The sequence below is a fragment of the Sphingomonas sp. BGYR3 genome, assembly GCF_025153455.1.
Taxonomy (GTDB): domain Bacteria; phylum Pseudomonadota; class Alphaproteobacteria; order Sphingomonadales; family Sphingomonadaceae; genus Sphingomonas.
In genome coordinates, this window is record NZ_JANZNT010000002.1 from 403,556 (window position 1) to 416,908 (window position 13,353).

9 protein-coding genes are annotated in these 13,353 nt (G+C 65.9%); 3 read left to right on the top strand and 6 right to left on the bottom strand.

From position 1 onward, the window contains the following. Nucleotides 1–86: 86 nt before the first annotated feature. Nucleotides 87–1,145 (top strand): pectinesterase family protein, encoded by a 1,059-nt coding sequence (locus NYR55_RS13835; protein WP_260022128.1) that lies wholly within the window; start codon nt 87–89, stop codon nt 1,143–1,145. Continuing rightward, on the top strand, nt 1,142–2,020 hold the full coding sequence (locus NYR55_RS13840; protein WP_260022130.1) for a rhamnogalacturonan acetylesterase: 879 nt from the start codon (nt 1,142–1,144) through the stop codon (nt 2,018–2,020). The genes NYR55_RS13835 and NYR55_RS13840 overlap by 4 nt, the downstream gene beginning before the upstream one ends. 4 nt (nt 2,021–2,024) lie before the next feature. On the opposite strand, the gene pelA is transcribed toward NYR55_RS13840, so the two are convergent. The 3 genes from pelA to NYR55_RS13855 all read right to left on the bottom strand — a co-directional run bounded on the left by pelA (nt 2,025) and on the right by NYR55_RS13855 (nt 8,446). Continuing rightward, nucleotides 2,025–3,305: a pectate lyase gene (gene pelA / locus NYR55_RS13845; RefSeq protein ID WP_260022131.1), complete on the bottom strand. Its 1,281-nt coding sequence runs from the start codon at nt 3,303–3,305 to the stop codon at nt 2,025–2,027. A 12-nt stretch (nt 3,306–3,317) separates the two neighbouring features. Further along, nucleotides 3,318–4,913 (bottom strand): family 43 glycosylhydrolase, encoded by a 1,596-nt coding sequence (locus NYR55_RS13850; RefSeq protein WP_260022132.1) that lies wholly within the window; start codon nt 4,911–4,913, stop codon nt 3,318–3,320. A gap of 71 nt (nt 4,914–4,984) precedes the next feature. Continuing rightward, nucleotides 4,985–8,446 carry a TonB-dependent receptor gene (locus NYR55_RS13855; protein ID WP_260022133.1) on the bottom strand — a complete coding sequence of 1,154 codons (3,462 nt, stop codon included), beginning with the start codon at nt 8,444–8,446 and terminating at the stop codon, nt 4,985–4,987. Between the two features lie 316 nt (nt 8,447–8,762). Here NYR55_RS13855 and NYR55_RS13860 point away from each other — a divergent pair, with 316 nt between their 5' ends. Further along, nucleotides 8,763–10,139 carry a pectate lyase gene (locus tag NYR55_RS13860; protein ID WP_260022392.1) on the top strand — a complete coding sequence of 459 codons (1,377 nt, stop codon included), beginning with the start codon at nt 8,763–8,765 and terminating at the stop codon, nt 10,137–10,139. A 30-nt stretch (nt 10,140–10,169) separates the two neighbouring features. Here NYR55_RS13860 and NYR55_RS13865 read toward each other — a convergent pair whose 3' ends face one another. From NYR55_RS13865 to NYR55_RS13875, 3 genes are all read right to left on the bottom strand, one after another. Then, nucleotides 10,170–11,714 carry a carboxylesterase/lipase family protein gene (locus tag NYR55_RS13865; protein ID WP_260022134.1) on the bottom strand — a complete coding sequence of 515 codons (1,545 nt, stop codon included), beginning with the start codon at nt 11,712–11,714 and terminating at the stop codon, nt 10,170–10,172. A gap of 10 nt (nt 11,715–11,724) precedes the next feature. Then, nucleotides 11,725–12,480, bottom strand: a complete 756-nt coding sequence (gene kduD / locus NYR55_RS13870; protein ID WP_260022135.1) for a 2-dehydro-3-deoxy-D-gluconate 5-dehydrogenase KduD — start codon at nt 12,478–12,480, stop codon at nt 11,725–11,727. 76 nt (nt 12,481–12,556) lie between these two features. Beyond that, nucleotides 12,557–13,213, bottom strand: coding sequence for an RpiB/LacA/LacB family sugar-phosphate isomerase (locus NYR55_RS13875; protein WP_260022136.1), 657 nt, complete (start codon nt 13,211–13,213; stop codon nt 12,557–12,559). Between the last annotated feature and the right edge of the window lie 140 nt (nt 13,214–13,353).

Genomic DNA, 13,353 nt, shown 5'->3' on the forward strand with positions numbered 1-13,353 from the left:
CCGTTCGGGCGCGGTGCCCGCTTCGCTGTTGACACCGGTTACCCGATCCGCATCATGCCGCCGAACAGAATAATGTCGGGGGGCGGATGACAGGGCGGCACGGCATTTACCTGACCAGTCGTCGGCATATGCTTGGCATCGCCGCTGCGACGCTGGCGATCGGCATCGCGCCGGTCGCCCTGGCCGCGCCCGACCCCGTCGCCCGCCTGCGGGTCAGCCTGTCGGTGCCGGGGGCGCATCGGACGGTGGCCGCCGCCATCGCCGCCCTGCCGCCACAGGGCGGGGTCATCCGCATCGATCGCGGCCTCTGGCGGGAAAAGCTGGCCATCACGGCCGCCAATGTCACGCTGGTCGGGCTGGGCGATCGCCCGGAGGACACGGTCATCACCTGGGACGATTCCTCGCAAAAGGCGGGCGGCACTGTCAGGTCGGCGACGCTTACCGTTTCGGGCGACCGGTTCCGCATGGGCAACCTGACGGTCCGCAACGACTGGGCCTTGCGCCCCGATGCCTATCCGACCCAGGCGGTTGCACTGGCACTGACCGGCGACCGGGCGGTGCTCGATCATGTCCGGCTGGACGGGCATCAGGATACGCTGTTCGCGGGCAAGGGGCCGGGCGGTCGATTGTCGCGGCACTATTTCGGGAACAGCCGGATATCCGGCCATGTCGATTTCATCTTCGGCAACGCCAATGCCTATTTCAGCCGCTGCGCCCTGCACGGCAATGCCGGATCGACGGTGATGATCACCGCGCACAGCCGGAATGCCGATGATGACCCCAGCGCCTATGTCTTCGATCGCTGCACGATCACTGCCGATGCCGACGCGGGGCCGATCTGGCTGGGCCGGTCGTGGCGCGACTATGCACGCGTCATCTTTCTCGACACCCGCATGGATGCACCCGTTGCCCCCGGCGGCTGGCGGGAATGGACGCCGGGCACGACCGACCGTCTGAAGACGAGCTATTATGCCGAATATCGCTCAACCGGCCGCGGCGCACCGCCCCCGCCGCGCGTGGCGACCGCGCATCGGCTCAGCCGGGAACAGGCCGCGCAGTGGCGGCGGGACCAGTTTTTCGGCGGCGATACCGGCTGGATCGACGAGGGGCTGATGGCCCTGGCACAGGAGAGGAAGGTCCGATGAACCGCACGTCCATCATGATAGCGGCCGCGCTGCTGACGCTGCCCGTCGCTGCCCGCGCCCAGACCGCACCGGCACTGGCACCCGTGCCGCGCGAATTTCCGCGGGAGATCGCGCCGTCGAAAATCATCCTGGTCGGCGATTCCACCACGGCGGTCGTCGGTGGCTGGGGGCCCAGCTTCTGCGCCTATCACGTCACCTCGTTCATGGCGTGCCTCAATCTGGCGCGGGGCGGGCGCAGTTCGCGCACCTATATGCAGGAACGATCGTGGGAACTGGCGCTGAACGAGGCGCGCGTGCCCGGATATCAACGCACCTGGGTGCTGATCCAGTTCGGCCATAACGATCAACCGGGAAAGACGCGCTCGACCGAACTGGCGCAGGAATTTCCCGGTTATATCCGGCGCTATGTCGATGATGCGCGCAGGGCAGGGGCGATCCCCGTGCTGCTGACCCCGCTGACCCGGCGGACGTTCCGCGACGCCCGGCTGGACAATGATCTGGAACCCTGGGCCGCCGCCATCCGCACGGTGGCGAAGGAGGCGGACGTGCCGCTGATCGACCTCAACGCCGCCAGCGCCGCTGCGGTCCAGACGATGGGCGAACGGGCGGCAGAGCGGTTTGCCCAGCTGCCGCCCGGCGCGGTTCCGCCTGCCGCCCCGGCCCCGACCGCGAGCCCGTCCGCAACAGAGGTGAACGTCATCCCCACCGCGCTGCCGAAACTGGCCTTTGATCGCACGCATCTGGGCGTTGAGGGCGCGGATTACTTCGCGGAAATGGTCGCCGAACTGTTGGCCGATGCGGTACCGGACATGCGCCCGCTGCTGTTCGTCGATCGCCTGGACAAACGGGCGGGCGCCGCCCCGTCAGGCCGCTGACCGGTCATCCGCCATTGGCCTTTTTCCAGCGCGCATATTCGGCCTGTGCCGACAGGCCGCTCTTGTTGAACCAGGCATAGCCGCCGCGCCGCTCCGCGCTGATGTTCATCACATCGTCGTACAGGCTGCGGTCCCGGTCGCCAAAGATGGGCAGGTTGTCGCTCGCCCGGTAAAATCGCGACCACAGCACCGCGCCCTTTTGCTGCACGATCCGGGGATTGCCGCCTTCCTTGGTCCAGGCGGCGTCGCGGATCACGCTGCGGTCCACCCATGCCATCCCGTCGGCGACGGCGCGCCGGACGGCCGGGGACGGGTTGGGCAACGACATCAGCAACGACAGCAGCCGTACGCTCTCCGCACTGGTCAGCTCGGCGGGTTCATAGGCGCGCGCCGTCACGGGTTTCAGCGTGATCGGGTCATGCTGCTGCGCCCATCCGGTCCGCACGCCGTTCACGACGATCTGGGTGCGCAGGATGCAATCGATCCCGGCCTTGACCGCCCGGTCGGCCCGCGCCCGATGATCCGCCGACAGCATGGCATAGCCGCCCTTGCCTGCGCCGACATCGATCAACAGCCGGATGACCCGCGCCATGGCATCGTCATTATAGGTGATGGCATTGTGATAACCGCCCATCAGCGGCCAGACCTGCGGCCACCCGCCCGTCGGATATTGCGCGGCCAGCAGGTAATCGACCCCGCGCCGCAATGCCGCGCCATACCGCGCCTCGCCCGCCTTGCCCGTCGCTGCAATCACGCGTTCCAGATACGCGATCTCGCCGGTCGTCGCGCTGTTGTCGATGGTGCCGACGAATGCCCAGTCCCTTGCGCCGCCGCTGCCCGGCGTTTCCTCGTGAATATAATGCTGGCCGGGCCGGCGCGGCGGGATCGTGCGCGGCGTGTTCTTGCCCCATCCGCCGGCCGGCGTCTGGAAACTGACGATGGTATCGGCAATCGCCCGCGCCTCGGCCGACCGGAAATAATCCGGGTCGCCGCCGGGCAACTCGCCGCCGCCGCCCGGCGGGGATGGCGGCGGCGTGGCACCGGGGGGCAGTTCCGCCGCCAGCGCCGCCTTGTCCGCGCGCATCTGCTCGGCGGACCGCGTGAAGTACGCCGTCCATGCCGCCCGCTCCGCCCTGGGCAGGCTGGCGATCCGTTCGGCGGACAGGGGCGGGGACGGCTCGATGGTCCCGATCTTTCTGGCCATGCCCGGCGTCGCGGCGGTCAGGGCGGACAGCGCCAGCAATGCCGTCGACAGCCGCGCCCGGCCAGGTCCATGACGTCCCATCTTCATCCCCCCTCACAATGCCCGGAACCGGAAATCGGTAAACCGCGCGGTGCCGCTGCCCGCCGAATACAGGCCAGGGCGCAGCATCAGGAACCCGCCGCGCACATTATGGTGATATCCCGACACCTCCATGCCGCGGTCGAACCGTTTCCACGTCGCCCCGTCATCGGTGCTGGTGTGGAATGCGACGATATGCCGGTTGTTGGTCACCCGCATCCGCACCTTCTGACCATGGCCATGGGCGGGCCGTCCCCGCTCGATGCCATATTGGTGCGTCACGAACCGCTGCCGGTCGAATCCCAGCCCGCAATACAGCTTGTCGTCGTAAAACAGGACCAGTCCGGCAACGCCGTCCGGCTCGATCTCGATGGTACATTCGAACTGATAGGCGGGATCCCCTGCAATCAGCAGCAGGGGCGAACTGTCCGACGGCGCCTTGCCCCGCGCGGCAAGATGCAGCGCGTTGTTCGCCACCTTGACCCGGCTGCGTTCGTCCGGTGCGGGGCGAAAAAAGTTCCATTTGGTGCCCAGCGCCAGCGTCGAAAAATCATCCGACAGCGGCGCGCCATGCGGCTGCGCCTTGCCCCCCCGGGGCTTGGCAATCGGCCGGGACAGGTCGCCGCCCGTCATCCGGAACCAGCCGTCATCCGTCCATTCAACCGGGTCCAGCAGCGTCTGTCGCCCCAGCGTCCAGAACCCGTTTTCAAACCCGTGATAGACCGACCACCAGCTGCCGTCCGGCCCCTCGACCAGCGTGGCGTGTCCCCGCGACCACCATTGTTCGTCCAGCGACGTGGTGCGGACGATCGGGTTGCCGGGATGATGCTCCCATGGCCCATGGATGGACTTTGACCGCGCGGCGATGACCATGTGGCCGGTCGGCGGACCCGCGGTGCCGCCCACGGCCGTGATCAGGTAGAAATAATCGCCGCGGCGCATCACCTTTGGCCCTTCCGGGCTGAACCCCTCGACCGCCCAGACGTCGGGATAGCGCCAGGGGTCGTAGACATGCTCGACCGGACCGACCGTCGACAGGCCATCCGCGGCCAGCCGGATGCGGTCGCCGCCCGACAGGAACAGCCACCGGCTGCTATCCTCGCCCACCGCATGGCCGGGATCGATGTGGCTGCGCAGGCCAAGATCGATGGGGTCGCTCCACGGCCCCTCGATCCGGTCGGCATGAATGACCCAGTTGGTCGTCGGGTTCTTGGTCGGGATATAGAGGTAATAGCGACCCTTGTGCTTGGTCAGCTCGGGCGCCCACACCGCACCGATATTGCGCGTCAGCGCCGCAGTGATCGGTCGCCAGTTGATCAGGTCCTGCGAATGCCAGATGACCAGGCCGGGATAGGAATCGAACGTCGAAAACGTCATGTAATAATCCCGCCCGTCCTTCAGGATGGTGGGATCGGGATGATCGCCCGCGATCAGGGGATTGAGGAACGTGCCGTTGCCCAGATCGGCGACCCGCTGATTGTCATGGCCACGGCGATGGGTAGGCGCGGTGGTCTGCTCCCCGGCGGTCTGTGCCAGCGCGCCCGGCGCGCCCGACATTGCGGCCATTCCGGCCCATCCGGCCAGCAGACTGTCACGACGCGATAGCTTCATCGGATACTCTCACGGACACGGACAAAAAGCGGCCCCGCATTTCGTGCCGGAAATGCGGGGCAGGAGGGAGATCAGAAGCGCAGGCGGGCACCCACGCGATAGATCGGGCCGGGGCTGCCATATTGGGTAATGGCCTCCTGCCCCTGATAGGCATAACGCTCGTTCGGCTGGTTGGTGATGTTCAGCGCCTCGGCCGTCACCGACAGCCAATCCGTGAACTGGTAACTGGTGGATGCGTCCACATTGGTCGTCGAACGGCTATACTGGAAATCGTTGATCAGCGGCGCATCGCACGGCGTGCCGGCAACCGACGGATTGGCCGGATTGTTCTGCAGCCCCGGCGCACAGGTGCCGCCCGCGATCGGATAGTTGGTCGAATATCCCTTGCGGTTCGCCACCGAAATGCGCGCCCGGAACCGGCTGGTTTCATAGGACAGCGTGGCGTTCAGTGCCTCGGGTGACACGCCCAGGAACGGGGCGGCGCCAGTGGTCTGCGCCACCGTCGCCGAACCGGGGTCCAGGATGTAATTCAGCTCCGACTGGATGTAGGTATAGTTCACCTGCACGCCCAGATTCTTGAAAATCCACGGCAGGAACTCAAGCTCCTGCTGGAAGCTCACTTCGATGCCGCGGATATAGCCGCCCGGCGCGTCGCGGAACTGGCGCGCGGTGAACACATTGTCGCCGTCGATATAGGCAAGCTGGTTGGCGTTGGTGAACCCCTGGCGGATCGCATCGACATTCTCCGCTCCGACCAGCTGGCTGAGCGGCGCGGAAAAGTTGATCGTCTGCGGAAAGCTCAGGATGTCCTTGTTGAACGCCGCGATGGACAACAGGCCGCCGCGCGAGAAATACCATTCCACGCTGGCATCCATGTTCGTCGACCGGAACGGCTTCAGCTGCGGGTTGCCGATGGTCAGCGTCGCGCCCACCGTCTCGCCGGTGTTCGGCACCGAGATTGCGGTGATCGACGGCGACAGATTGCCCAGCAGCGGACGTGCCATCACCTTCGAAATGCTAAACCGGACAAGCACATCGTTCAGCGGTTCGTACACGATGTTCAGCGACGGCAGGAAATCGGTGTACTTGTTGGTCCCCTGGATCGCGCGGCCGCTCGGCGTGGTGCCGTCCGACGTCACGTCCGTCTTGGCCATGCGCATGCCCGCATTGCCGCGGAACGGCCGCCCGAACAGCAACGAATCCCAGTCCATCTGGAAATAGATGCCGGTCAGCTTCTCGGTCACCGCAAAATTCTCGCGGCCGCCGTTGCGCAGGTTGGTGATGCGCCAGTCGCCGAACTTGTTGACGCAGTTGCAGGTGAAATCGAACAGGGAATCGAACGCATCGATGCTCGGCACGTAAAAGCTGCTGATCGTCCCTTCCGGCACGGTCAGGCCCTGGCCAAACTCGATCATGCGGCCGACGGCCGATGCGTTGGTCCCGGCTTCGGCCAGGGTCGGGTTCAGGATGTCGACATTGCGTTCGAACTGGACGGTGCGGAACGCATATTCGCGGTAATTCCCGCCAAAGCTCAGCTTCAGCTCGTCATTCAGATCGAGGTCGAAATCGATCTTGCCCTGACGATAGGTGTTGACGGTCGACCGCTGGAAATGCCGGATGCCGGAAAAGCCCTTGACCGTATCCCAGTTCGCGGGATTGGCGACGTCGAACCCGAAATCCATGAACGGCATGGTGTCGGTGTCGCGCTCGTCGAACACATACAGGCCCGGCGAATCCATCCGGTTGAATTCGACCAGCAGGCCCTGCTGGTTCAGCCGCGATTCCGACGCACCGCCAACGAACGTCATGCGGAACGTGTCGGTGAATTCATGGTCCAGCTGGGCCGATGCCTGCTTGAACGTGGTGGTGTATTCGGACTGGTCGGCGGCGGACCGGAAATCGACATTGGTCGCCGTCATGTAATTGACGATGCCGTTTTCGACATTGACGTCCTGCAACCGGACTGCAGGCCGCCCGATCAGCGCGCCGCGAAACGCCAACCGGTTGGTCGACGGGATGTACCCCACCGAATTGGGGTTGTTGTAATAGTCATACGGATCAAGGTTGAACGGATTGACGCTGAAGATGTTGGACGCGGTCGGGTTGTTCGCAGCCAGCGCCCCCGGCACGACCGCGCTCGGCGCCAGCACCGATGTCACCCGCTGGCCCTGCGCGTTCAGGGCCGTGCCGAACGCCGGCGTGGTGCCGTACAGCTGATTGCCGCAATCCTGGGGCGGGGTGAATGCGTTACCTGCACTCGGCACGCACAGGCCGGGATACAGCGCGCGCGCGGCCTGCGGCGTCAACGTGTTGCCGGCGGTGTTCAGCGTCGCATTGGTGTTGTTGCGGTTGAGGCCCACCGGCGACAGCTGGTTGATCGTCGACTTGTTCTTGAACCGCGAATACAGCCCGTCGATCGACAGCCGCGTGCGGCCCGTGATCTGCCACTGATAGGAGGTGGTCAGGCCCAGCCGCTCATAGGTGACGTCCTGCTGCTCGATCGAGGGCAGGGCGGGGAAGCGCACCGTCGAATTGTCGAACCGGCCGGGCGTGTTGAACGGCGAACCGGGATACAGCTTTGCATAGGCTTCGGGATTGGATCCCGACAACAGATTGACGATCTCCGGATTGGTGATCGCCGTGCCGAACGCGGTTCCGGCCGGCGCGGCAAATCCGGCCCGCTGCGGGTTCTCGTTCCCCGCCCAGGTGCTGCCGCGATAGACATAGTCGGACTGCCCGGCCTGACGGCGGTACTGGTCGATTTCGTTTTCCGATTTCGCCCAGGCCGCGGAAAACAGGATGCCGATATCGCCGAACCGCCGCGACACCAGGCCGGCGACGCGCGGCTCCCACTTGCCGCTGTTCGCCTGATAGCTGCCCTCGGACGACAGGCCGAACGCGCCCTTCTTGTAATCGAACGGCCGCGCGGTCTGCAGGTCGATGGTCGCGCCCAGCGACCCTTCATCGGTTTCCGCAGACGGAGTCTTCTGCACCGTCAGCGAGTTGAACAGCTCGGATGCAAAGGTGTTGTAGTCGAACGACCGGCTGCGGTTGGGGCTTGTGCCGGCATCGTTCGCACCGGCAGTCGACAGCGCCTCCAGTCCGTTCAGGCGGGTCCGGTTGAAATCGCCGCCCAGGCCGCGGACCGTGATCGACCGGCCTTCGCCATTGTCGCGGTCAACCGACACGCCGGGCAGGCGCTGCAGCGATTCGGCCAGGTTGTTGTCCGGGAAATCGGCAATATCCTCGGCCGTGATCGCGTCGATCTGAACGGTGGACGTGCGTTTCAGGTCGATCGCATTGCGCAGCGATGCGCGATAGCCGGTAACGACGATGTCGCTGCCCGGCTGGCCATCCAGGGCGGCGTCCTGCGCTGCCTCGGCATCGGCACCGGCATCGACTGCGGCAGCTTCGGCCTCCTCGGTTGCGGCGCTGGCGGTGGCAGGCGCGGCCTGCTGCATCGCGCTGGCCGGTTCGATCGCGCACAGGGCGATAAGGGAACCGCCCATGCACAGCAGAATCCTGTTGTTCATTATCCTCTCCCCACTTTTTCTTTCCGCCAAGCTATTGTTACCGGTGTCATAAGGCAACCGTGTTTTTTGGAACGGCTCGATTTTCGCAACCTTAGCAGGACCTGACCGGCGGCCGCGCCGGTCAAATCCACGCTCAAGATACCGCAAAATCGCCCGATCTTGCCTTACCTGCGCCCGGCAACCCGCCCCGGCGCCTCCCGATGCCCGATCGCTGCTCTGGCCGCCCCCCAAAACGACTTGCCCATTTACGCGATCAGAAACCGGTGTCATATCAATGCGCAAAGGTCCGCAGGATCGATCGAGAGGATGGGTGGTGATGAAGGGTTTCGGCATTGCATTCCTGTTGGCTGTTTCACCGCTTGCCGGTGCCATCGCGCTTGCGCCGGATCAGGAAACCGGATCGGCCGCGCAATCCGCCTTTCCCGGCGCTCAGGGCTGGGCGGCGCAGACGCCGGGCGGGCGCGGCGGGCGCATCATCCGGGTCACCACGCTGAACGCCGACGGTCCGGGCAGCTTCAAGGAAGCGGTGGAGGCAAAGGGGCCGCGCATCGTGGTGTTCGAGGTCGGCGGCGTGATCGACATGGGCCGCACCACGCTCACCATCCGCGAACCGTTCCTGACCATCGCCGGTCAGACCGCGCCGTCGCCCGGCATCACCTTCATCAAGGGCGGGATCGACATCCGCACCCATGACGTGATCGTCCGCCATATCCGCATCCGCCCCGGTGCCGACGGCGCAGCCAAGCGTTCCGGCTGGGAAGTGGATGCCATGTCCACCATCGCCGCTCGCAACGTGATCGTCGATCACTGCACCATGACCTGGGCGGCGGACGAGAATCTGTCCGCCTCCGGCCCGCGCTTCACCGGCGATACGGTCGAGGAGTGGCGCCGCAACACCAGCCACAACATCACCTTCAGCTACAATCTGCTCGCCGAGGGGCTGGCCAATGCGAGCCATCCAAAGGGCGAGCACAGCAAGGGCTCGCTGATCCACGACAACGCCACCGGCATCCTGATCTGGCGCAACATCTATGCCCATAATGTCGAACGCTCGCCGCTGCTGAAGGGCGGGGTTCATGCCGCGGTGGTCAACAATCTGATCTACGATCCCGGCAAGCGCGCGGTGCATTACAACCTGATGGCGTTGGAATGGGCGGGCTATCCCTATCAGACGGGCGAATTGTCCGCGGTCGGCAATGTCCTTCGCGGCGGTCCCTCGACCGATGCCGGGCTGCCGTTCATGATGCTGGGCGGCGACGGCGACCTTCGCTATCACGCCCGCGACAATGTGGCGGTGGACAAGTTCGGCAATCCGCTGCCCATGTTCGGCCGCTATGGCATCACCAGGGCGCGGCTGATCGAGGCAAAGCAGCCCCTTGTCTGGCCGACCGGCCTGCCGGTCATGCCCGCGGCCCAGCTTGAAACCCACATCCTTGCCAATGCCGGCGCCCGCCCGTGGGACCGGGATGCCGACGATATCCGCGTCCTGTTCTTCATTGCCGAGGGGCGCGGCAATATCATCGACGATGAAAAGGAAGTGGGCGGCTATCCCGTTCAAAAGCCGACCCGTGCTCCCTTTGTCGATGCAGAATGGAACCTTGATACGATGGAGCCGCGCTCCGGCCGCTATCCGGGGCAGCAGGGCCCGGTTCAGGAAACGCAAAGCGCGCGGGATCGCGCCATGCGGCAATGATTGCGCGCGCCTGATTCGCCGCGCGGCGGGTCAGGTGCCCGGCTGGATATAGGGAAAGCGCGCGAACAACTCGCGTTCCCATCCGCGCGGATCGTTCTCGATCCGGCACGTGCGGTCAAAGATCATCGTCGCCCGCCGGTCCAGCCCATGGCGCGGCCAGCGCGGCATCCCGGCATGAGCCGGATCGCCGCGACGGGCCAGACTGGCAAAGGCGCGCATCATCGTCGCCGACAGCGCCCGCGCGGCCGCATCCGTCCCGCTCACCGATCCCGGCGCGTCCAGCGTGCCGAACACCATCGGAATGTCGTCGGTATGCGCCGCCCGCCGCATCGGCTGGACGGGGGATGGGTAATCGAACTGATAGACCCAGGCCGGCACGCCCGCCCGCGCCCGCTCCTCCGCCTCGATCACCTGTCCGCGCCAGCTTCGGCCCGCGGTGGTCGCGGCATAGAACAGGTCGGCGGGGCTCATCCCCGGAAACCGCGCGCGATATTGCGCCACCACCCATTCGGGATGCGCATCGATGCGCAGGTCCGGCGCGATCCGCTCGGCCAGATTGTCCCAGTTCAGCGTCAGCACCTTATCGCTGGCGGGATCGATAAAGGCCCGCGTCTCGTCCCGCGTATTGCCCAGGATCATCGGGATCCCGCGGCCCAGCGGATGCGCGTCGGGCCAGAAGGGGTGGCGGGTCAGCGACCGCATATCCAGCACCGGCCCCATATAGACCCCGCCGCCCAGGATCGGGTCCTCCGCCGACAACCCCTCGATCAGCCGCTCGACCGGCATCGTCGTCAGCGCCTCTGGCGTCGCGTTCAGCCTCTCCAGCACCGCGTGCGCCCGGCGCGTGGCATTCAGCGGGCCGGACGCCGTCACCTGCTGCCCGCTCATCGTCGCGGCGGCGTGGAACAGGCCGCTTGCCGCCGGCATCGCCATCAGCGTGGCGATCTTTGCCCCGCCGCCGGACTGGCCGAACAGCATGACGCGCCCCGGATCGCCGCCAAAGCCCGCGATATTGTCCCGCACCCAGCGCAGGGCGAGGATCAGGTCGAGCTGCCCGCAATTGCCGCTGTCGGGAAAGCGCGGGTCGACGCGCGCCAGATAGAGATAGCCGAGCAGGTTCAGCCGGTGGTTCACCGTGACGACGACGACATCCTCGCTCGCCGCCAGCCGCGCCCCTTCGACCAGCGGATCGGCAACCGTGCCGCCCGAATAGGCACCGCCGTGGAAATACACCATAACGGGACGCCCTGCGCCCCTGCGCGCCTCGGGGGTCCAGATGTTGAGGAACAGGCAATCCTCACGCTGCCCGTCGCCGCGCCCGCGTTGCGGACAGGTCGGGCTGATGACCGTCGCGGGCTGGATATCGCGCACCGGCGGCGGCGCGACCGGCGGCTGAAACCGCCGACGGCTCATATCCTCGCCATATCGGATGCCCAGAAACGCCTGAACGCCGCGGTCGCGGATGCCGCGCCAGCGGCCGCCCGGTCCGGCCGCAACCGGGTCGTCTGCTGCCCATGCCGGGGTGGCCATCGTCGATGCGGCCCCGGCGATCAGCAGCGTCCGGCGATCGATCATTGGCGCTGCATCACCTCGCCAGCCATCCGCCATCGACGGCGAGGATGTGGCCCTGGACATATCGGGCGGCGGGGGAGGCGAGGAACACGGCGGCGCCGCCCAGGTCGTCTGGCTCGCCCCACCGCCCGGCGGGGATGCGTTCCAGGATCTGGCGGTTGCGGGTTTCGTCCGCCTGCAGCGCGGCGGTGTTGTTGGTGGCGATGTATCCGGGCGCGATGGCGTTGACCGTGATGCCCTTCGATGCCCATTCGCAGGCAAGCAGCTTGGTCAGGCCGCCAATGCCGGATTTGGAGGCGGTATAGCTGGGCACGCGGATGCCGCCCTGGAACGTCAGCATCGAGGCGATGTTGATGATGCTGCCGCCGCCATTGGGGATCATGTGCCGGGCGGCGGCCTGACACAGGAAGAACACGGATTTGAGGTTGGTGTCGACCACCGCATCCCAGTCCGCCTCGGTAAAATCGATGCTGTCGGCGCGGCGGATGATCCCGGCATTGTTGACCAGGATGTGCAGCCCGCCGAGCTTCTCCACGGTTTCGTCCACAACCCTGCCCACAGGCTCGATGCTGGACAGGTCGGCGCTGATGATCGCGGCGCGGCGGCCAAGCGCGGTCACCTGTTCGGCCGTCTCGGTCGCGGGCGTGCGCCCGATCAGCGCAACGTCGGCTCCGGCCGCAGCCAGCGCCAGCGCAATGCCCTGGCCGATGCCGGTATTGGCGCCCGTGATCGCCGCGACGCGGCCGGTAAGGTCAAAGGGATGGGTCATGGCAGGGGCAAAGGCTCCGTATCCGGCCGGGACGCGCGCCCGCGCCCCGCCGGTCAAGGGGATCAGGATGCGGGGATCAGGAAAGCGCAGGCTCTGCGGCTAGCACCTCTTTCAGGTAATCGCTGATCGCCGCATCGGTCGCGTTGGCGAAGAAATATTCCTGGAACCGCTCGCCCGCGATGGTGGCGCGCAGCAGATCCTGATCGACATTCTTCAGCACCGTCAGCATGTCATTGCAGGTCACCGCCTTCAGATCCTTCAGGATGCCGCGGTTCCGGCGCATGATCTCGGCCCGCTCGCGCGGATAGCCAAGGCCGCGCTCGCCATCGAACAGCTTGGCATAGACATCGCGCAGGTTCAGTTCGGCCGCCCAGCCGAACCCCTTGGAATAGGGCATCGAGATCGCGTTGCCGTCATTGATCTGACCGAACAGGAACGCATCAGTCGGATCGATCACTAGGCCGCAGAACACCCCCGGCATCGAATTGGCCGCCAGCATCGACCCCATGCCCGTGCCGCAACCGGTCACCACGAAATCCGCCGCACCGCTGTTCAGCAGGATGCCCGCCAGCAACCCGTTCATCACATAGGTCAGCGACGCCTTATCCTCCGGCGCGTACATGCCGTAATGAAACACCTCGTGCCCGAAACCGCCCGCAACCTCGCTCAGCGCCTCATGCACCACACCACTCTTCGCCGCCTGGCTGTTCTCAATGATCAATGCGATCTTCATGTCCGATGGTCCCTTATGTGATCCGCGCCGTTGGGTTGCCCGCGGCGCGCCGTCCATTGGCTGCTATCACCTTCCGGCCTTACCGCCCAGCTGGTAACCGGTGTCAGATTGCTGTGCAAGACCAGGGGTCGGATCGCCCC